This window comes from Streptomyces sp. NPDC058295, assembly GCF_042880655.1.
Classification (GTDB): domain Bacteria; phylum Actinomycetota; class Actinomycetes; order Streptomycetales; family Streptomycetaceae; genus Streptomyces; species Streptomyces coriariae.
Genome location: NZ_JBHVYO010000011.1, coordinates 26,769 through 46,887 on the forward strand (window position 1 = coordinate 26,769; position 20,119 = coordinate 46,887).

At 70.7% G+C, this 20,119-nt stretch carries 17 protein-coding genes and 1 pseudogene; 7 read left to right on the plus strand and 11 right to left on the minus strand.

Annotated features, from left to right (window positions below; all coding sequences use genetic code 11):
• Window positions 1–193: 193 nt before the first annotated feature.
• The 5 genes from ACFVYS_RS13970 to ACFVYS_RS13990 form a co-directional block, all read right to left on the minus strand.
• Complete coding sequence (locus tag ACFVYS_RS13970) at window positions 194–436, minus strand: hypothetical protein (RefSeq protein WP_389501847.1); 243 nt, start codon at window positions 434–436, stop codon at window positions 194–196.
• 95 nt (window positions 437–531) lie between these two features.
• The gene (locus ACFVYS_RS13975) at window positions 532–1,251 is read right to left on the minus strand and encodes an ABC transporter permease subunit (RefSeq protein ID WP_389501849.1); all 720 of its coding nucleotides are present in this window, start codon (window positions 1,249–1,251) and stop codon (window positions 532–534) included.
• 9 nt (window positions 1,252–1,260) lie between these two features.
• A complete protein-coding gene (locus ACFVYS_RS13980) occupies window positions 1,261–2,172 on the minus strand; it encodes an ABC transporter ATP-binding protein (RefSeq protein ID WP_171398211.1) in 912 nt (303 codons plus the stop codon).
• Window positions 2,169–3,077, minus strand: coding sequence for an ABC transporter permease (locus ACFVYS_RS13985; protein WP_389501851.1), 909 nt, complete (start codon window positions 3,075–3,077; stop codon window positions 2,169–2,171). The genes ACFVYS_RS13980 and ACFVYS_RS13985 overlap by 4 nt, the downstream gene beginning before the upstream one ends.
• Window positions 3,067–4,044: an ABC transporter ATP-binding protein gene (locus ACFVYS_RS13990; protein WP_389502131.1), complete on the minus strand. Its 978-nt coding sequence runs from the start codon at window positions 4,042–4,044 to the stop codon at window positions 3,067–3,069. Before ACFVYS_RS13990 ends, ACFVYS_RS13985 begins: the two co-directional genes overlap by 11 nt.
• Before the next feature lie 248 nt (window positions 4,045–4,292).
• Between ACFVYS_RS13990 and ACFVYS_RS13995 the strand changes: the two genes are divergently transcribed.
• From ACFVYS_RS13995 to ACFVYS_RS14025, 7 genes are all read left to right on the plus strand, one after another.
• Window positions 4,293–5,180 carry a M24 family metallopeptidase gene (locus ACFVYS_RS13995; protein WP_389501853.1) on the plus strand — a complete coding sequence of 296 codons (888 nt, stop codon included), beginning with the start codon at window positions 4,293–4,295 and terminating at the stop codon, window positions 5,178–5,180.
• Window positions 5,177–6,988, plus strand: coding sequence for an SDR family oxidoreductase (locus ACFVYS_RS14000; protein ID WP_389501855.1), 1,812 nt, complete (start codon window positions 5,177–5,179; stop codon window positions 6,986–6,988). The genes ACFVYS_RS13995 and ACFVYS_RS14000 overlap by 4 nt, the downstream gene beginning before the upstream one ends.
• A gap of 76 nt (window positions 6,989–7,064) precedes the next feature.
• A complete protein-coding gene (locus tag ACFVYS_RS14005; protein WP_389501857.1) occupies window positions 7,065–8,015 on the plus strand; it encodes a MerR family transcriptional regulator in 951 nt (316 codons plus the stop codon).
• A 122-nt stretch (window positions 8,016–8,137) separates the two neighbouring features.
• Entirely contained in the window at window positions 8,138–8,701 is a 564-nt protein-coding gene (locus ACFVYS_RS14010; protein ID WP_389501859.1) for an RNA 2'-phosphotransferase, read from the plus strand.
• 50 nt (window positions 8,702–8,751) lie between these two features.
• Window positions 8,752–9,195 (plus strand): hypothetical protein, encoded by a 444-nt coding sequence (locus ACFVYS_RS14015; protein WP_389501861.1) that lies wholly within the window; start codon window positions 8,752–8,754, stop codon window positions 9,193–9,195.
• Between the two features lie 42 nt (window positions 9,196–9,237).
• Window positions 9,238–10,140, plus strand: coding sequence for an LLM class flavin-dependent oxidoreductase (locus ACFVYS_RS14020; protein WP_389501863.1), 903 nt, complete (start codon window positions 9,238–9,240; stop codon window positions 10,138–10,140).
• A gap of 72 nt (window positions 10,141–10,212) precedes the next feature.
• Window positions 10,213–11,100 (plus strand): HAD hydrolase family protein, encoded by an 888-nt coding sequence (locus ACFVYS_RS14025; RefSeq protein WP_389501865.1) that lies wholly within the window; start codon window positions 10,213–10,215, stop codon window positions 11,098–11,100.
• A gap of 15 nt (window positions 11,101–11,115) precedes the next feature.
• Here ACFVYS_RS14025 and ACFVYS_RS14030 read toward each other — a convergent pair whose 3' ends face one another.
• The 6 genes and pseudogenes from ACFVYS_RS14030 to ACFVYS_RS14055 all read right to left on the minus strand — a co-directional run bounded on the left by ACFVYS_RS14030 (window position 11,116) and on the right by ACFVYS_RS14055 (window position 19,958).
• On the minus strand, window positions 11,116–11,982 hold the full coding sequence (locus tag ACFVYS_RS14030; RefSeq protein ID WP_389501867.1) for an effector binding domain-containing protein: 867 nt from the start codon (window positions 11,980–11,982) through the stop codon (window positions 11,116–11,118).
• A gap of 100 nt (window positions 11,983–12,082) precedes the next feature.
• Complete coding sequence (locus ACFVYS_RS14035) at window positions 12,083–13,138, minus strand: peptidoglycan DD-metalloendopeptidase family protein (protein WP_389501869.1); 1,056 nt, start codon at window positions 13,136–13,138, stop codon at window positions 12,083–12,085.
• 78 nt (window positions 13,139–13,216) lie between these two features.
• A pseudogene (locus ACFVYS_RS14040) lies at window positions 13,217–13,491 on the minus strand (ATP-binding protein); the annotation flags it as partial.
• 351 nt (window positions 13,492–13,842) lie between these two features.
• Complete coding sequence (gene cydD / locus ACFVYS_RS14045; RefSeq protein WP_389501871.1) at window positions 13,843–17,331, minus strand: thiol reductant ABC exporter subunit CydD; 3,489 nt, start codon at window positions 17,329–17,331, stop codon at window positions 13,843–13,845.
• A 93-nt stretch (window positions 17,332–17,424) separates the two neighbouring features.
• Complete coding sequence (gene cydB, locus ACFVYS_RS14050) at window positions 17,425–18,429, minus strand: cytochrome d ubiquinol oxidase subunit II (RefSeq protein WP_389501873.1); 1,005 nt, start codon at window positions 18,427–18,429, stop codon at window positions 17,425–17,427.
• Between the two features lie 20 nt (window positions 18,430–18,449).
• Window positions 18,450–19,958 (minus strand): cytochrome ubiquinol oxidase subunit I, encoded by a 1,509-nt coding sequence (locus ACFVYS_RS14055; RefSeq protein WP_389501875.1) that lies wholly within the window; start codon window positions 19,956–19,958, stop codon window positions 18,450–18,452.
• Window positions 19,959–20,119 lie beyond the last annotated feature (161 nt).

Consider the following 20,119-nt stretch of genomic DNA (forward strand, 5'->3'; position numbering starts at 1 on the left):
TAACTACTCCGGAACCCGCTCCTGGCTGCCCTGAAGGGAACTCGACGGACTGTCGTGCATGGACATCGTCGAGCTCCTCCCAGTCTGTGACACCGGAACCCTTCCGGCCCTGCGGGTACAACCACTGTGCCCGGGGGGCGAGTTGGGCGCCACCGAATAAAACACCCGTGCGACGGGCGAGGCCGAGGGACGGCTACCGGCGGCGCCACCTGCGTCGGCGGGCCTTGCTGAAGAACCAGCCCGCGGGCGGATCGTCGGAGCGCCAGGGCTGCGGCTCGGGCTCCTCCGCCCGCCAGCGCGCGGCCAGCATCCGGGCCCGGGCGGACGGTTCGGACGTATCGGCGGCACGTATGAAGTCCTCGTCCAGCACGAGGTCGTTCCACACCTCGCCCTCGGACCGCTCGCGACGGCCGCTCCCCGGATCGTCGTCCGCCATCCCCGTCCTCCTAGCCAGGTCCGTTCGGCCCAGTGTGCCGGGGCGCAGGTGAAGCCGCCGTCAAGAGCGGCCGCCCCGCGCCCCGGCAGGACCGGTCACTCCTCGCCGGCGAGCGTCAGCGCCCGCAGCTTCTGTCCCGCGTACCAGGTGGCCAGCACGGTCACCACGACCAGCAGCACCGTCGCCGTGGTCAGTCCGACGTCCGAGGTGATGAGGTCACCGCCCGCCACCTTCTGGGCGACGGCCAGCGACCACTGCTGGACGCTGAGCGTGCGCGCACCCGGTACCAGGGAGCCGAACAGGGCCTCCCAGACGAGGGCGTAGACGAGGCCGAAGACCACCGCGTGCCGGGACACCGTGCCCAGCAGCAGGAAGACCGCCGCGTAGGCGATGGAGGAGACCAGCGCGGCCACCGTGTAGGCGACGGCGATCTGCTGGCCGTTGCCGTTGAGGATGAAGCCGGCGATGAGCGTGGGCAGCGCCGAGAACACCATCGTCACCGCGACCGCCACGATCAGCTTGGTGAAGATGATCGTCGGCCGCTTCAGCGGCTTGGACAGCAGGTACACCACGGAGCCGTCGTCGATCTCCGGGCCGATCGCGCCCGTGCCCGCGATGACGCCGATGATCGGCACCATGGTGGCGAGCGCGAGCCCGCCGAGCAGGTCGGACGCCGTCTGGTCGTCGGCGCCGGCGAGGCCGCGCACCACCACGGAGATGGCGATCAGCAGCAGGGGCAGGGCGCCCAGGATGAGGGCCCGGCGACGGCCGAGCAGGGCCCGGTATGTGAGCCGGGCGACTGTGGGGTCGTACATCAGGGCCTCCTACGCCGCGACCAGGTAAGAGAACACGGACTCGAGGGACTCGTCGGACGGCGAGACCGTCAGCAGCCGGATGCCGTGGTCCCTGGCGACCCTCGGCAGCAGCGCGGTGAAGCGGCCGAAGTCGACGGCCTGGATACGCAACGCGCCCTCGGCGAGGTCGACTTCGATGCCGGACGTCGACGGGTCGGCGATCAGCGCGGCCGCGAGTGCGCGGTCGTCGCTCGAACGCACCAGGTAGCGGTGCGGGCGGTCGGTCATCAGACGGCGGATCCTGCGGAAGTCGCCGCTGGCCGCGTGCCGGCCCGCGACGACGACCTCGATGTGCCAGGCGAGTTGCTCGACCTCTTCGAGGATGTGCGAGGAGAACAGCACGGTGCGGCCCTCGTCGCCCATCCGCCGCAGCAGGTCCATGAGCTGCATGCGCTGGCGCGGGTCCATGCCGTTGAAGGGCTCGTCGAGCAGCAGCAGCGACGGGTCGTGGACCAGGGCGGACGCCATCTTGACGCGCTGGCGCATGCCCTTGGAGTACGTGGAGATCTTGCGGTCCTGCGCGTACTCCATCTCGACCGTGGCCAGTGCCTTCTGCGCGGCCTTGGCACCCAGGCCGTGCAACTCGGCGTTGGCGACGACGAATTCGCGGCCGGTGAGGAAGTCGTACATCGCCTCGCGCTCGGGGACGATGCCGATGTGCTGGTAGATCGCCTCGTTGCGCCAGACCGGCCGGCCGTCGAGGGTGACCGTGCCGGTGGAGGGGGCCAGGAAGCCGCCCATCATGTTGATGAGGGTGGACTTTCCGGCGCCGTTGGGGCCGAGCAGGCCGGTGACGCCGGGGCCGATGGTCATGGTGATGTCGTTGACGGCGACCACGTTGCCGAACCAGCGGGAGACGTGGTCGATGCTGAGCGTGGTCACAGTCCGACCCTTCGGTAGCGGCGCATCAGGAGGCCGTAGCTCGCGGCGATGAGGCCGAGGACGGCGAGGACGTAGACGACGCCCTCCCCGTTGGAGGGGCCGATCCCGCCCGGGAAGGCGGAGGTGGCGCCCAGGAACGCGGACTGCACGCCGTCGATGAGGGTGACCGGCGAGAAGAGGCCGATCCAGGGGATGGAGCCGGTGCTGTTCTGCGCTTCGGCGATGGCCTGGAGCGTGGAGACGGCGCCGTAGGAGATGGTCAGGACGGCGATGACGGCGGCGATGCCGAAGCCGCGCCGCGGGGTCACCGAGGCGATGACCAGGCCGAGACCGGCGAAGAGCAGCGAGAGCAGGGCCACGGAGACGAGTCCTTGAGCGAATCCCTTGGTCTGGTCGGCGAAGTCCAGCTTGGCCAGCAGCGCGCCGATGTACAGCACCAGCAGCGGGGCGGCGGTGAGGACGAAGAGCGCCGAGGCCAGCGCCGCGAACTTGGCGCGTACGTAGTCCGCGGTCTCGATGGGCCGCGAGAAGTACAGCGGCACGGTCTTGAAGCGGAGGTCGCGCGAGACGGACTGGGGCGCCTGCGAGGCGACGTACAGGCTGATGACGGCCTGCATGATGATCGCGTACCGCGTGTAGTCCACCGGAAGTTCGTCGGCCTTGGTGGCGACCGCGACGGCGACCATGATGGCCGCGGGTACGCACATCACCACGAAGAGCAGCATCGGCAGCACCTTGGACTTCACCGAGCGGCCGAGGCCGTAGGCGCCGCGCAGGGACTGCGAGTAGAGGGAGCGGCGGGCGTAGGCGCGGCCCAGCCGGGGGCCGTCGTAGCTGCGGTAGCCGATGTTGTGGATGCGGGTCTGGTCACCCGAGGGGGCGGTGACCGGGTGCTCAACTGCCATGGCCGACGGCCTCCTTCCGCTGCTGGTCGTTGGTGGCGTCGCTGTCCGTGAAGACCTCGGAGATGTGGTGCCTGCGCTGTTCCATGCGCACGAGGCCGAGGCCGAGGTCGGCGACCACGTCCCGGACGACGTCGTAGGTTTCCTCGCCCTGCGCGGTCAGCAGCAGGACGTGGCCGGCGCCCGGCAGGCCGCTGTTGCCGTCCAGGACGTCGACCCCGCGCGCGTGGAGCGCTTCGCGGACCGCGCGGGTGCCGTCCGGGTGGTCGTCGGTGTCGGTGACCTCGATCGCGAGGGTGGTCGTGGTCTGGGTGAAGTCGGTGGTGGAGCTGGAGCGCAGGAGCTTGCCGCCGTCGACGACCACGACGTGGTCGCAGGTGCGCTCCAGTTCGCCCAGCAGGTGGGAGGTGACCAGGACCGAGATGCCGAAGTCGGTGTGGATACGGCGGATCAGGCCCAGCATCTCGTCACGGCCGACCGGGTCGAGGCCGTTGGTCGGTTCGTCCAGGAAGACCAGCTGGGGGTCGTGGACGAGGGCCTGGGCGAGCTTCACGCGCTGCTTCATGCCGGTGGAGTAGCCGCCGATGGGGCGGTAGCGCTCCTCGTACAGGCCGACATGTCGCAGGGTGTCCGCGGTGCGCTCCCGTGCGGCGGTGGGCGGCAGGCCGGACATACGGGCCATGTGCACGACGAACTCGGTGGCCGAGACGTCGGGCGGCAGGCAGTCGTGCTCCGGCATGTAGCCGACCCGCTCGCGGATGTCGGCGCCCTTGCTCGCGACGTCGAGGCCGAGCACCTCGGCTCGGCCCTCCGTGGCGGGCGACAGACCCAGAAGGATCTTGATCAATGTGGACTTGCCGGCCCCGTTGGCTCCGACGAGGCCGGTCACACCGGGCCCGACGTCCACAGAGAGCCGGTCAAGAGCGGTCACCCGGGGGAACCGCTTGCTCAGGCTTTCGGTCGCGATCACAGTCACGTCATCGAAATTAGTGACGCACGCCACGAAAATCGTCAGACCTCAGAGCCGTCTTCGCATCAGACCTCAGATGTACGGGTCCGTAGGGGATGCAGTGCCTGAGAGCTACGGGGGCGGCGACGGCAGGTTGTCCACAGGCCCGAACCCTCCTATTGACGCGGCCTCTAACAACTGTCACATTCGGCGATGTCAAGTTACGGACACGTAGCGCAGTCGACGAGGACTGGCTGGGACGGGGTGGCATGACGACGGCACCGACGGCAGGGACACGCGAACTCTCCGCCGAGCTGCGGGGATTCAGACGGGTGCAGCGGCTGGCGTACGACTGCGCGCAGGCCGTGGCCGCCGGACTGCGACCGGGTGTGACGGAGCGCGAGGCGGCGCGGACGCAGCGGGAGTGGCTGCGCGAGCGGGGCGTGCGCGACTGGTTCCACCTGCCGTTCGCCTGGTTCGGGGACCGCACGGCGTTCACCGGCTTCCGCGTCCCGTTGCAGTTCTTCCCCACCGACCGCCGGCTGGAGCCGGGGATGCCGTTCATCCTCGACCTGGCACCGGTGTACCAGGGGTACACGGCGGACATCGGGTACTCGGGCGCGCTCGGCGCCCATCCCGTGCAGGAGAAACTGATGGCCGACCTCGCGGCACACCGGGAGCTGATCCTGCGCGAGGTGCGCGAGCGGCGTTCGCTGCGCGAGATCTACGCCGACGTGGACCGCCTCATGGTCCGCCAGGGCTACGACAACCGGCACCGCGCGTATCCCTTCGGCGTGATCGCGCACAAGGTGGACCGGGTCAGGGAGCGCCGCTTCTCGCCCCGGCTGTTCGGGTTCGGCACGCAGTCCCTCAAGGGTCTGGTGTCCGACGCGCTGCGCGGTCATCGGGAGGGCTGGTCGCCGCTGTGGTCGCCGTACCGCTTCTCCGACCATCCGCCGCAGCCGGGCCTGTGGGCGGTCGAACCCCATCTCGGGTTCCGGGGCACGGGCGCGAAGTTCGAGGAGATCCTCGTGGTCACCGACTCCGCGGATCCCGAAGAGAGCGCGTTCTGGCTCGACGACGATCTGCCGCATGTCCGGGGCTGGGCGGGCACGGGAGCGACAGCGGACACGGCAGGGAAGGCGGAGGGGAAGTGACGTTGCCAGAGGGCGCGCGTGAGCGGCGGGTGCGGACCGGCGGGATCGAGCTGTGCGTGGCCGAGCTGGGCGACCCGGAGCGGCCGACGGTCGTCCTGGTGCACGGCTATCCGGACAGCAAGGAGGTGTGGTCCGAGGTCGCGTCCCGGCTGGTCGACCACCACGGGTTCCATGTGGTGCTGTACGACGTCCGCGGGCACGGCCGTTCCGGCGTGCCGAAGCCGCTGCGGGGCGGGTTCACCCTGGAGAAGCTCACGGACGACTTCCTGGCGGTCGTGGACGCGGTCAGCCCGGACCGGCCGGTGCACCTCGTCGGGCACGACTGGGGCTCGGTGCAGTCCTGGGAGTTCGTGACCGTCGAGCGCACCAGGGGCCGCATCGCCTCCTTCACCTCGATGTCGGGGCCGTCCCTCGACCACTTCGGCCACTGGATCAACAAGCGGCTGACCAGGCCGACTCCGCGCCGGATCGGTCAACTCCTCGGCCAGGGCGCCAAGTCCTGGTACGTGTACCTGCTGCACACCCCCGTCCTGCCCGAACTGGCCTGGCGCGGACCGCTCGGCAGGCGCTGGCCCGGCATCCTGCGGCGGATCGAGAAGGTTCCCGCCGGCGACTACCCGACGCCGTCGCTGGCGTCGGACGCGGCGCACGGAGCCTGGCTGTACCGGGACAACGTACGGCCCCGCCTGCGCCACCCGCGTACGGACGCGTACGCCCACGCGCCCGTGCAGCTCATCACGCCTTCGGGGGACCGGTTCCTGTCGGAGCGGCTGTACGACGAACTGGAGGACTGGGTCCCGCGGTTGACCCGGCGCACCCTCCCGGCCGGGCACTGGATCCCGCGCACCCGGCCCGACCGGCTCGCCTCCTGGATCGACGACTTCGTCCGGTCGGTCGAGAGGGAGCGGGAGGCCGAGGCGGCGGGAGAGGCCCGCGGGGACGGCCTGGGCGGGCCGGTGCGCAAGGCCGCCACCGGCCGGTACGCCGAGCGCTTCGGGGGTCAGCTGGTGCTGGTCACCGGTGCGGGCAGCGGCATCGGACGGGCCACGGCGTTCGCGTTCGCCGAGGCGGGCGCCCGGGTGATCGCCGTCGACCGGGACGCCGAGAGCGCGGCCCGCACCGCCGAGATGTCGCTCCTGGTCGGCGCGCCCGAGGCCTGGGCGGAGGCGGTGGACGTCTCCGACGAGCAGGCGATGGAGAAACTCGCGGCGAAGGTCCACACGGAACACGGTGTGGTGGACGTGCTGGTGAACAACGCGGGCATCGGACTGTCGGGCTCGTTCTTCGACACGACACCCGAGGACTGGCGCAGGGTCCTGGACGTCAACCTGTGGGGAGTCATCCACGGTTGCCGTCTCTTCGGCCGGCAGATGGCCGAGCGCGGGCAGGGCGGCCACATCGTCAACACCGCCTCGGCGGCCGCCTATCAGCCGTCCAAGGCGCTGCCCGCCTACAGCACCTCCAAGGCGGCGGTCCTGATGCTGAGCGAGTGCCTGCGCGCGGAACTGGCCGACCAGGGCATCGGCGTCACGGCGATATGCCCCGGCCTGGTGAACACCAACATCACCGCCACGGCGACCTTCGTGGGAGTGGACGCGCAGGAGGAGCGGCGCCGCCAGAAACGCTCCACGCGCGTGTACGGGCTGCGGAACTACCCGCCGGAGAAGGTAGCGGACGCCGTTCTGCGGGCGGTCGTGCTCAACAAGGCGATGGTTCCGGTCACTCCGGAGGCGCGGGGCTCGTATGCGCTGTCGCGTTTCCTGCCCAGGGCGTTGCGGGCGCTGGCGCGGGTGGGACCGCCGCTGTGAGCCGCCGCTCGGCCCCGCGGCGCCCGGCGGCGGACTCGGCATGCGTCATGGCAACGACCGTGCGAGGAAAGACGCCTTGACCACCGACCGGCTCGCCGGGCCGCCGTACCGCATAGAGACGCTGGCGCATCTCACCGGCGCCACCGTCCGCACCATCCGCGCCTACCAGGACCGTGGTCTGCTCCCCCGCCCCGAGCGTCAGGGGCGGGCCAACCACTACTCCGACGCCCATCGCACCCGGCTCCATCAGATCGCCGACCTCCTGGACCGCGGCTACACCCTCGCCTCCATCAAGGAACTCCTGGACGCCCACGACACCGGCCTTGGCCTGGGCGGTGTCCTGGGGCTGGTCGCCGAGGTGGACGGCCCGTGGACGGACGAGGAGCCCTCCCGCGTCTCCCGCTCCGACCTGGCCGCCCGCTTCGGGGGCACCACCGACGACAGGGCGATCGCCGACGCCGTGGCACTCGGCGTGCTGGAACCCGTCCCCGGTGACGGGGACACCTTCCTCGTGCCCAGTCCCCAAGAGCTGGCGGTGGCGGTGGAGTTGCACGCCGCCGGGGTTCCGCTGGGCGCGATCACCTCCCAGCTGCGGGAGTTGCGGGGCCAGGTCGAGCAGATCGCGGCCCGTTTCCTTGAGTTCACCACCGAGCACGTCTTCGCGCGCTACCTCGACGGACCGCACCGTCCGACCGATGCCGACGCGGCCGAGGCGGCCTCGCTCGTCCGACGGCTGCGACCGCTCGCCCGGCAGACCGTGGATGCCGAACTCGCTCGGGCCATGCGCCTGTTCGCCGGCCGTCACCTGCGTCGACACCTCGGGGCGGACGACCCCCCGCCGTCCCTGTCGGGGACACGGACGGTCTCGGTTCCGGTGGAGACAATGCGGGCCGTGGAGGCGCTGGTTGGCCCGGAGCATGCCGCGGGCTTTCTCGCGCTGGCGGCCGAACGGGAGCTGCGTGCACGCGCCTTGGACCGTCTCGTCTCAAGTCATGCGTCGTCAGGTGATCTTGATGAAGAGGGGTGAAACGGCGGCTCGTTGTCCACAGAATCACCAACTTGCCTGTGGATAACTACAGTTGGCTGTGGACCAAACCTGCGGCCCAAAACAAAGTGCGTGATCTGCGTCTCTCACGTCATGCTGAGCGGATGAACGAAATGGACCGGGACGAGAGACGCACCGTGAAGGTGTCGAAGTACCTCTCGAAGCACCTGCGACACCAGCCCGAGCGGATCGGCCTCACGCTCGACGAGGCCGGCTGGGTGGAGATCGACGAACTGATCGCGGCCTGCGCCGCGCACGGCTTCCGCTTCACCCGGGACGAGTTGGACCACGTCGTCGCAGCCAACGACAAGAAGCGTTTCGCGATCGACGGCACCCGGATCCGCGCCAGCCAGGGCCACAGCGTCGAGGTCGACCTCGGACTGCCCCCGGCGACCCCGCCGTCGTACCTCTACCACGGGACCGTGGCCGGCTCCCTGGACGCGATCCGCGCCGAGGGGCTGCGGCCCATGAACCGGCACGACGTGCACCTCTCGGCCGACCGGGAGACCGCGACCCGGGTCGGAGCGCGCCGGGGCCGCCCCGTGGTCCTCGCCGTCGACGCGGGAGCCATGCACCGCGACGGCCATGTCTTCCACGTCAGCGCGAACGGGGTGTGGCTGACGAAGGCCGTGCCCCCGCGGTACCTGCGCTTTCCCGAGCGGCACTGAGGCGCGGCTTCGGCTGCCGCGCCCTGTCTTCTTTCGGCATGATCACAGGTATGGACCACCTCCCCACCACTGAGGCCGCCGTCACCGCCCTTCGGTCGATCGCCGCCCAGTACGCGCTCGAGATCAAGGTCACCCACGACATCGGCGCCGACCAGACCTCCCGCCGCACCTCCGCCGGCGTCGGCGTCACCACCGACCCGGACGGCTCGCTGCCGCACGAGGCCTACGTCGAGCTCGGCGGCCGTCCGAGCGTGAGCGTGCGCCTCTACCCCGACGACGACGCCCTGATCACCGTCGACGGAGTGGAGTGCCCCGACGTCGACCGCGACGACGTCCCCGCCTTTCTCCGCGCCCTCTACGACGGCCACGCCTGGGTGAAGATCCGGCGCTTTCCGCCCGCCCACTTCCTGATGGTGCCGCTGCCGCACGACCGCGTGCACAAGGAGTTCATCCTGGTCGGCCTCAGCCCGTGGCTGGGCGGACGCGTACGGTGACTGTTTCACGTGAAACACGCTCGTCCGCATACGCTCGATGACATGAGTCTGCGTCTGAGCACCGTGATCCTCCCGCACCTGCGTTGGCACGAGGGAGGCCGTTCCACGTGGACACGGGCCGAGCAGCTCGGCTTCCACACCGCGTACACCTACGACCACCTGTCCTGGCGCACCTTCCGTGACGGGCCGTGGTTCGGCGCGATCCCGACGCTGACCGCCGCGGCGGCCGTCACCGACCGCCTGCGTCTGGGCACGCTGGTGACCTCGCCGAACTTCCGGCACCCGGTGACCCTCGCCAAGGAACTGATCTCCCTGGACGATGTCTCCGCCGGCCGGGTGACCCTGGGGATCGGCGCGGGTGGCACCGGCTTCGACGCCACCGCCCTCGGCCAGGAACCGTGGACCCCGCGTGAGCGGGCCGACCGCCTCGCCGAGTTCGTGCCGCTGCTGGACCGGTTGCTCACCGAGGACTCCGTGTCGTACGAGGGCGACCACTACTCGGCGCACGAGGCACGGAACATCCCCGGCTGCGTCCAGCGCCCCCGGCTGCCCTTCGCGGTCGCCGCGACCGGCCCCCGCGGGCTGCGGCTCGCCGCGCGGTACGGACAGGCCTGGGTGACCACGGGCGACCCCAAGCTCTACGAGAGCGGCACCCCCGAGCAGTCGGTTCAGGCCATTCGCGGCCAGGTGGACAAGCTCACCGACACCTGCGCGGAGATCGGGCGGGACACACAGGAGCTGGACAAGATCCTGCTCACCGGGTTCACCCCGGACCGCGGGCGTCCGCTGGAGTCCCTGGACGCCTTCGTCGACTTCGCGGGCCGGCACCGGGAGCTCGGCTTCACGGAGATCGTGGTCCACTGGCCCATCGCCGACTCCGTCTTCGCCGCGGACGAGAAGGTCTTCGAGCAGATCGCCATGGAGGCCCCGGCGCAACTGCGCTGACCTCGGCATCAGGCCGTCCCGTGTGCCGGCGGTGTCTCATGTGTGCGGGCTCGCGCCCGACCGTGCGGGCATATGCGCGAGAATGGCCCGGTGACCTCAGCGACTCGACAGCCCGAGACCCCGGCCGCCACCCTCCCGCCCCGGTTGATCGCCACCGATCTCGACGGCACTCTGCTGCGCGACGACAAGTCGGTGTCCCCGCGCACGGTCGCCGCCCTCGCCGCCGCCGAGGAGGCCGGCATCGAGGTCTTCTTCGTCACCGGCCGCCCGGCCCGCTGGATGGACGTCGTCAGCGAGCACGTCCACGGGCACGGCCTGGCGATCTGCGGCAACGGCGCCGCCGTGGTCGATCTGCACGGCGGCCCCGGCGCCCACCGGTTCGTGAAGGTGCGCGAGCTGGCGCGGGAGAACGCGCTGGACGCCGTACGGCTGCTGCGGGACGCTGCGCCCGGCACCCTGTACGCCATCGAGCAGACGTACGGCTTCTACCAGGAGCCGGAGTATCCCAAGATGCACATGGAGATACCCGACACCCTCGCGTCGGCCGAGCGACTGCTCGCGCCGGACGCCCCCGGGGCCGGCGAGCCGGTGCTGAAGATCCTCGCGTTCCATCCCACGATCGACCCCGACGCCTTCCTCACCCTCGCCCGGCTGGCCATCGGCGACCGCGCCAACGTCACCCGCTCCAGCCCCAGCGCCCTGCTGGAGATCAGCGGCCCCGATGTCTCCAAGGCCAGCACGCTCGCCCTGTGCTGCGCGGAACGCGGAATCTCCCACGAGGAGGTCGTCGCGTTCGGCGACATGCCGAACGACGTCGAGATGCTCACCTGGGCCGGCCGGTCGTACGCGATGGGCAACGCGCACCCGGACGTGCTCGCGGCCGCCTCCGGACAGACCGTCGCCAACAACGAGGACGGGGTCGCCGTCGTCATCGAGCAGCTGATCGCCGAGCGGGCGTAGCTCCCCCGAGGGACGTCAGCTCTTCTCCCGCTCCACCGGCAGCCACAGTTCGGCGTCGGCCTCGGTCCCGTCCGGTGACAGCCGGGTGCGCAGGATCTCCGGGCCGGGACGGCTGCGGTACGGGTTGGACGGGAACCACTGCGTGAACACGTCCCGCCACAGCTCCTGGATGGCCTGCGGGGCCGGCCCGGACGTGGTGAAGACGGCCCAGGAGCCGGCCGGCACGGCCAGGGCGGTCGTGCCCTCGGGAGCGGCCGCGGACGTGATCACCCCTTGGTAGTAGTCGAGTTCGGTGCCCTCGGCCCGGCTCGGATCCAGGTCGTCGCAGACCGCGACGATGCCCTGGGGCTCCTGGTCCGACAGCTTCTCCAGGCCTTCCAGGACCTGCGGGTCGATCCCGCGGACGAAGTCGATGATCGCCTGGTTCGGCCCCGTGTGCACCAAGGGCACCCGGGCCTTCAGGCCGGCGACGGTGAACGCCGGCCGGTCCACTACGCGATAGCGCATGCTGCTGCTCCCTTCGACGGTGAGGCGGAAGGCCAGCCGGGGCTGGGAGACGAGCGCGGCGCCGGTACGGCGTGCCTCGCCCGGCCCGACACCGTGCACGCCACGGAACGCCCGGGCGAACGCCTCACCCGAGCCGTAGCCGTAGCGCACCGCGATCTCCAGCAGTGAGTCCCCGCCGGCGAGCACCTCGGCGCCCGCGACGGTCAGCCGCCTGCGCCGGATGTACTCCGACAGAGGCATACCGGCGAGCGCGGAGAACATCCGGCGCAGGTGGTACTCCGAGGTGGCAGCGCCGTGCGCCAGCGCCGACACGTCGATCGGCTCGTCGAGGTGGTCCTCGACGTACTCCATGGCCTGGTTGAGCCGCTCCAGCACTCCGGCCTCCTTCCGCTGTTGCGCTCACCACGCTAGGCGGCGGCCACCCGGCCGGACCCGACATCCTGTGCCCGATCAGGTCGGGTGCGCGGGGAGAGCCTCAGCCGACGGGCGCTCCGCGTGCCGCCAGCCAGGGCACCGGGTCGAGCGCCGAGCCCGCGTCGGGCGTGACCCGCACCTCGAAGTGCAGGTGCGGGCCGGTCGAGTTGCCCGAGGTGCCCGACTGACCGATCCACTGCCCGGTGGTCACTGTGTCGCCCTGGTCGACGGTGACGGCGGCAAGGTGCGCGTACTGCGTGTAGTAGCCGTCGGAATGCTGCACCACGACCTCGATCCCGAACGCGCCCCCGCACGAGACCCGCACCACGCGTCCCGCACCGACCGCCCGTACCGGTGTCCCGATCGGCACCGCGAAATCCTGCCCGGTGTGCCGGTTCGCCCAGCGCGTGCCACCGCTGCCGTACGACGCGGACAGGGCGTACGTCTCGACCGGTGTGACCCAGTCGCCCACGAAGTGCGTCGGCGGCTGGTCCAGACGCACCGCGCCGCGGCAGGAGCCCGCCGCCACCGAGGCGTCCGCCCGGCCCTGCAACTGCCATCGTGCCTGTTCGAGCTTGTCGTCGATGTCCTTCTTCAGCCGCGCGAGTTCCCGGGCACGCCGCTCCACGGCCTGCCAGGCTTCGACGGCCTTCGCCTCGTCGGCGGCCAGCCGTGCCTCCGCCCGCCGGTTCTTGCCGATCGCGTTGTCGACGGCGAGGTTCGCCTGCGAGAAGACGTGCTGGCCGCGCATCAGCTTGTCGGGGCTGCCCGCCAGCACCAGCTGCGCGACGACCGGCAGACCACCACCGCCGCGGTACTGGGCGCGGGCGATACGGCCCAGGTCCTCGCGCAGCACGGTGATCTCCTGCCGCTCACGTGTGAGGAGTTCCTCCGCACGCCGGGCCTGCCCCCGCTGCTTCTCCGCCTCGCGTCGCCCCGTCTCGTACCGCTGGGTCGCCACCGCCGCTTCCTCGTAGAGCCGCGCCACCTGCGCACTGATCCGGGAGTCCGAGCCGTCGCCGGGCTCCCCCTCGGCGGCCGTGGGCCAGGTCGCGAGCAGCCCGGACACACACAGCAGAACCGGAACGAGCAGGACACGACCGCGAGGTGAGCGCATATCAGCGATCGTGACCCGGCTACCGGGCCCCGGTCCTGTTCAAGTCGTACGCCTGGGGGACGCCCCGCCCCTGATGGCTCAGTACGGCGCCTGCCACACCACCGTCGTACCGGCGCCGTCCGCCCCGATGCCCGGGCCGTGCGCGCTGTCGCCGCCCAGCGCCTCGGCACCCCGCCGCAGGTTCCGCAGACCGCTGGGCCGCCGCCCTCGGGGATGCCCACACCGTCGTCGGCGACGGTCAGCCGCACACCCGGCCGGCCGTCGGGGAGGGGCGCCGTCGCGTCGACGACGACGTCGACACGGGAGGCACCCGCGTGCCGGAAGGTGTTGGAGAGGGCCTCCCGGAGAGCCGCTGATCGTCGAACGGCCGCCCGTCCCGCTTCTCCGCCAGACAGAGGGTGCCGAAGACCTCCCCGTGGACCCGGATCGGCAGGCGCAACCCCCTGTGCCCGTCCGGCAGTCGGCCGATACGGCGGGCGGTCGCCTCGTCGACACCGTGGAAGACGACGTCGGTCGGACCGTCGCGGCCCTAGCCGACGACCCCGATCAGCGCATGGCGGGCCCGGGTCGACTACACCGCGGTCTCACAGATCCGCTCCAGGGTGGAACACGGTTCCGGCAGGGGCGTGGGGAGCGGATCCATGGACATGACCTGAGCCTCATAAGCCCTGTTTGTCATGGAAAGCCGGGCTGGACTCGGCCAGTCAACGCGCCGCCACCAACAGCTCCGTGGCTTCCTCCCGTTCGGCCATCCTCCGCAACGGTCCCTCCACCGCCGCCAGTGCCGCGTAGGAACCCCGCTGCACCACCCGTCCCTCGTCCAGCACGATCACCTCGTCGACCGCCTCGAGACCGGCCAGCCGGTGGGTGATGAGCAGGGTCGTACGACCCTCGGTGGCCGCCAGCAGGTCCTGGGTGAGCGCGTCGGCGGTCGGCAGGTCCAGATGCTCGGCCGGCTCGTCGAGCACCAGGACCGGGAAGTCGGCGAGCAGCGCCCGGGCCAGCGCGAGCCGCTGCCGCTGCCCGCCGGAGAGCCGGGCGCCGTGCTCGCCCACGAGCGTGTCGAGCCCGTCGGGCAGACCGTCGGCCCACTCCAGCAGCCGGGCCCGCGCCAGCGCGTCCCGCAGTTCCTCCTCGTCCGCCGCCTTCTTCGCGAGCAAGAGGTTCTCGCGGACCGAACTGTCGAAGAGGTGCGCGTCCTGCGCGCACAGCCCGACGAGCCGGCGTACGTCGTCGCCGTCCAGGGCCTGCGCGTCCACCCCGCCGAGCGTGTACGAGCCCGCGTCGGCGTCCAGGAACCGCAGCAGCACCTGCGCGAGCGTGGTCTTGCCGGAGCCGGAGGGCCCGACGACGGCGATCCGGTGTCCCTGCGTCAGGGTGAGGTCGACCTCGGCGATCGCGTCCCGACCCTGCCCGGCATGCCGGGCGGCCAGCCCTCGCAGGACCAGCGGGAAGGGCGACGCGGGTGCCTGACGGGGACTCTCCGGCTCGCGCACGGGCTCGGGGGAGTCCAGGACCTCGTACACCCGCTCGGCGCTCCTGCGCACCCGTTGGCGGTACTGCACGGCCAGGGGCAGCCCCAGGACGGCTTCGAAGGCGGCCAACGGGGTGAGGACGACCACGGCCATGGTCACGCCGCTCAGCCGTCCGTCGGCGACGGCTTGCGCACCCACCAGGGCGGCGGCCGTGACGGTCAGCCCGGAGACGAGCGCGGTCAGTCCGTCGCCGAGGGCGGTGGCGGTCGCCGCGCGCGAGGCGATCCGGGTGAGCACGGAGTCGGCCGCGCGCACCCCCGCGGTACGGACGGGCAACGCTCCCGCGACGGTCAGCTCGGCGGTGCCGGTGAGCAGGTCGGCCGTGTGGGTGGCGAGCACCCCTCGGGCGGGGGCGAGCCGCCGCTCGGCCCGACGCGCCACGGCACCGGTGATCACGGGAACGCCGATTCCGGCCGTCAGCAGCCCGGCGGCGAGCACCGCCCCGGCCTCCGGCAGCAGCCACGCCGTGAAGGCGACGGACCCGGCCGAGACGAGCACGGCGGAACCGGCGGGCAGCAGCCAGCGCAGCCAGTAGTCCTGGAGGGCGTCCACATCGGCGACGAGCCGCGTCAGCAGGTCGCCCCGCCGGGTCGAGCGCAGCCCCGCGGGCGCCAGCCGCTCCAGCCGGCGCCAGACGGCGACCCGGGTGTCGGCCAGCATCCGCAGCACGGCGTCGTGCGACACGAGCCGCTCCGCGTACCGGAACACCGCCCGCCCGATGCCGAAGGCACGGGTCGCCGTCACGGCCACCATCAGGTAGAGCACCGGTGGCTGCTGCGAGGCCCGCGAGATGAGCCATCCGGAGGTGGCCATGAGGCCCACGGCACTGCCGAGGGCGAGGCTGCCGAGCAGCAGCGCGAGGGCGAGCCGGCCGCGTCGGGCGCCGGCCATGGCGCGGACCCGCGCGAGGACGCCCCCGCCGGTCACGACGAGCCCCGTCGCGGACTCACCGCCGACGGGCAGAGCGGCCGCCTCTTCCGACGGGGCGGGAGCGTTCTTGGGCGCGGCCTCCACGGGCACGGGCGCCTCGGCCTCGGCCAGCCGCACCACACGGTCCGCCACCGCCAGCAGAGCCGGCCGGTGCACGACCAGCAGGACGGTCCGACCGGCCGCGAGGCGCCGCACGGCCGCCACCACCTCCGCCTCGGTCTCCCCGTCGAGCGCGGCCGTCGGCTCGTCCAGCAGCAGCACGGGCCGGTCCGCGAGGAACGCCCTGGCCAACGCCAGGCGCTGCCGTTGCCCGGCGGACAGCCCGGCTCCGTCCTCGCCGAGCACCGTGTCGGCCCCGGCGGGCAGCGCCTCGACGAACGCCAGCGCCCCCGCGTCCGCCAGCGCCCGGTGTACGGCCTCGTCGTCCGCGTCGGGACGCGCCAGCCGCACGTTCTCGTCGATCGTCCCGGCGTAGAGGTGCGGGCGCTGCGGCACCCACGCGATCCGAGAGCGCCACTGCTCCAGGTCGGCCGTCGCGAGGTCGACTCCCCCGGCCAGCACCCGGCCCGCGGCCGGCCGGACGAACCCCAGCAGCGCGTTCAGCAGGGTCGACTTGCCCGCACCGCTCGGTCCGACCAGTGCGACCGTCTCCCCGGGTTCGACGGTGAACGACACGTCCGTGACGGCGTCGGCGGAGCGCCCTGGGTAGCGGACGGTCACGCCTTCGAAGGCCACCCCTCCCTCGGCCACCGCGACCGTGCCCGACGCCGGTGCCGGCGTCTCCAGCACCTCGAAGATCTCCTCGGCGGCAGCCAGCCCCTCGGCGGCCGCGTGGTACTGCGCCCCGACCTGACGCAGCGGGAGATACGCCTCCGGCGCGAGCACGAGGATCACCAGGACGATGTACAGGTCCATCTCGCCGTGCACGAGCCGCATGCCGATCGTCACGGCCACCAGAGCGACCGAGAGCGTCGCCAGCAGCTCCAGGGCGAACGACGAGATGAAGGCGATCCGCAGCGTCCGCATGGTCGCCTGCCGGTACTCGCCGGTGATGCGCCGGATCGACTCGGCCTGCGCCTTGGCCCGCCCGAACACCTTGAGCGTGGGCAGCCCGGCGACAACGTCCAGGAAGTGGCCGGACAGCCGGGACAGCAGCCGCCACTGACGGTCCATCCGCGACTGTGTGGCCCAGCCGATCAGCACCATGAAGACCGGGACCAGGGGCAGGGTGCCGACGATGATCGCGGCGGACACCCAGTCCTCGGTCACGATCCGGGCGAGCACCGCGACCGGTACGACCACCGCCAGCCCCAGCTGCGGCAGATAGCGGGAGAAATAGTCGTCGAGGGCGTCCACGCCCCGCGTGGCGAGGGCGACCAGCGAACCGGTACGCCGGCCGCTGAGCCAGTTCGGCCCCAACGCGGTCGCCCGCTCCAGGAGCCGACCCCGCAGCTCCGACTTCACGGCGGCACTCGCACGGTGGGCGGCGAGTTCGGTGAGCCAGGCCACCAGCGCCCGGCCGACCGCCACGGCCACCAACAGCAGCAGGGGGGTGCGCAGTTCGGCGAGGGACTGACCGTGCTGGAAGGCCCCCACCACGACCTCGGCGATGAGCATCGCCTGCGCGATGACCAGGACCGCTCCGACGGCACCCAGACCGACGACCGCCACCAGGAAGAGGCGGGTGGCGCGGGCGTACCGGAGGAGGCGCGGGTCGATCGGTTTCACGTGAAACACCCTCTTCTCAAAAAGCGTGTTCCACGTGAAACACGCCTTCTCCTCATGGGGTGTGTTTCACGTGAAACACACCCCACATCAGACTCAGTGCGCGGCCTCGGCGATGTGCTGCGTACCGATCCGCTTACGGAACACCCAATACGTCCAGCCCTGGTAGAGCAGCACGATCGGTGTGGCGATCCCCGCGCACCAGGTCATGATCTTCAAGGTGTACGGGCTCGACGAGGCGTTGGTCACCGTGAGGCTCCAGTTCTCGTCGAGCGTCGACGGCATGACGTTCGGGAAGAGCGTCAGGAAGAGCATCGCAACGGCCGCCACGATGGTGACGCCTGAGAACGCGAACGACCAGCCCTCGCGTCCCGCCTGGTTCGCCACAAGCGCCGCGACCAGGGCTCCGACCGCCACGACCAGGGCGACCAGACTCTTGGCGTCACCACTGTCGATCTGCGTCCACAGCAGGAAGATCGAAGCGAACACGGCGGTGGCGAGCCCCACCTTCAGCGCCAGCTTCCGCGCCCGTTCCCGGATCTCGCCGACGGTCTTGAGCGCCGTGAACACCGCACCGTGGAAGGTGAACAGCGTCAGGGTCACCAGACCGCCCAGCAGCGCGTGCGGGTTGAGCAGGTCCCAAAGGTTGCCCACGTACTCGAAGTCCTGGTCGATCTTGACACCCCCCACGATGTTGCCGAAGGCGACACCCCACAGGAACGCGGGAAGGAGCGAGGTCCAGAAGATCGCGGTCTCCCAGTTGCGCTGCCAGTTCTCCTCGGCCCGCTTCGCCCGGTACTCGAAGGCGACACCCCGCACGATCAGACAGACCAGGATGAGCAGCAGGGGCAGGTAGAAGCCGGAGAAGAGCGTGGCGTACCACTCGGGGAAGGCGGCGAAGGTCGCGCCGCCCGCCGTGAGCAGCCACACCTCGTTGCCGTCCCAGACGGGCCCGATGGTGTTGATGAGCACCCGCCGCTCGGGCCGGTCGCGGGCGAGCAGCTTGGTGAGGATGCCGACCCCGAAGTCGAAGCCCTCCAGGAAGAAGTAGCCGGTCCACAGGACGGCGATCAGGATGAACCAGACGTCGTGCAGTTCCATGACTGTGCAGCTCCCTCGGCCTAGTAGGAGAAGGCCATCGGCTTGTCGGCGTCACGGGAGTCGCCGCCGATCTTCGTGGGCGGGTTGAGGTCGGCCTCGGTGAGCTCGGGCGGGCCGGCCTTCACGTACTTCACCAGCAGCTTGACCTCGATGACGGCAAGGATCGCGTAGAGCGCCGTGAAGACGATCATGGACGTGAGGACCTCGCCCTGGGAGACCCCGGGGGAGACCGCGTCACGGGTCTGGAGGACGCCGTAGACGACCCAGGGCTGGCGGCCCATCTCGGTGAAGATCCAGCCCCAGGAGTTGGCGATCAGCGGGAAGCCCAGCGTCCAGATCGCCGCCAGCCAGTAGAGCTTGGTGAGCTTCGGACTGAGCGCCTTGTTCCTGAACAGCACCACATGCGGCACCTCGTCCTCGCCGACCCTCAGGTGCTGTGGCAGCAGGAACTTCTTGCGGGTGAGCCAGAGTCCCGCCAGCCCGAGCGCGAAGGACGTCATGCCGAAGCCGATCATCCAGCGGAAGCCCCAGTAGGCGACGGGGATGTTGGGCCGGTAGTCGCCTGGACCGTACTTCTCCTGCTCGGCCTTGTTCACGTCGTTGATGCCGGGGACGTACGAACTGAAGTCGTCGTTCGCGAGGAAGGACAACAGGCCCGGGATCTCTATGGCGACCTTGTTGTGCCCCTTCTCGACATCGCCGTAGGCGAAGACCGAGAACGGTGCGGGCGCCTCGCCGTCCCACAGGGCCTCGGCGGCGGCCATCTTCATCGGCTGCTGCTTGAACATGACCTTGCCGAGGGTGTCACCGCTGATGGCGGTGAGCAGACCGGCGATGACCACCGTGACCAGACCGAGCCGCAGCGAGGTCTTCATCACCGGGATGTGCTTCTTGCGGTACAGGTGGAAGGCGGCGATGCCGACCATGAAGGCGCCACCGGTGAGGAAGGCCGCGGACATGGTGTGGAAGACCTGGCTGAGCGCGGTGTTCTGGGTCAGCACGGCCCAGAAGTCGGTGAGCTCGGCCCGCCCCTTCTCCTTGTTGATCTGGTAGCCGACGGGGTGCTGCATCCACGAGTTGGCCGCGAGGATGAAGTAGGCCGACAGGATCGTGCCGATCGAGACCATCCAGATGCAGGCCAGGTGGATCTTCTTCGGCAGCTTGTCCCAGCCGAAGATCCACAGGCCGATGAAGGTGGACTCGAAGAAGAAGGCGATCAGGGCCTCGAAGGCCAGCGGGGCGCCGAAGACGTCTCCGACGAAGCGCGAATAGTCGGACCAGTTCATGCCGAACTGGAACTCCTGCACGATGCCGGTGACGACACCCATCGCGATGTTGATCAGGAAGAGCTTGCCCCAGAACTTCGTCGCCCTGAGGTACTTCTCGTTCTCCGTGCGCACCCAGGCGGTCTGCAGCCCGGCGGTGAGGGCCGCGAGGGAGATCGTCAGGGGGACGAAGAGGAAGTGGTAGACGGTGGTGATGCCGAACTGCCAGCGCGCCAGGGTCTCCGGCGCCAGAGCCAGGTCCACGTCGTCACTCCTTACCTCACGCTCGTGGATCACGCTTGTGAAAGCGTTCACATTCACAAGCTAGTATGACTCACCGATTTTCGATAGGCGAAGGGGGGTCCCCGCCTACTCGCGGAAACCCCCCTGTGACCCCTGCTGACCAGCCAAAACCGGCGCAGTGA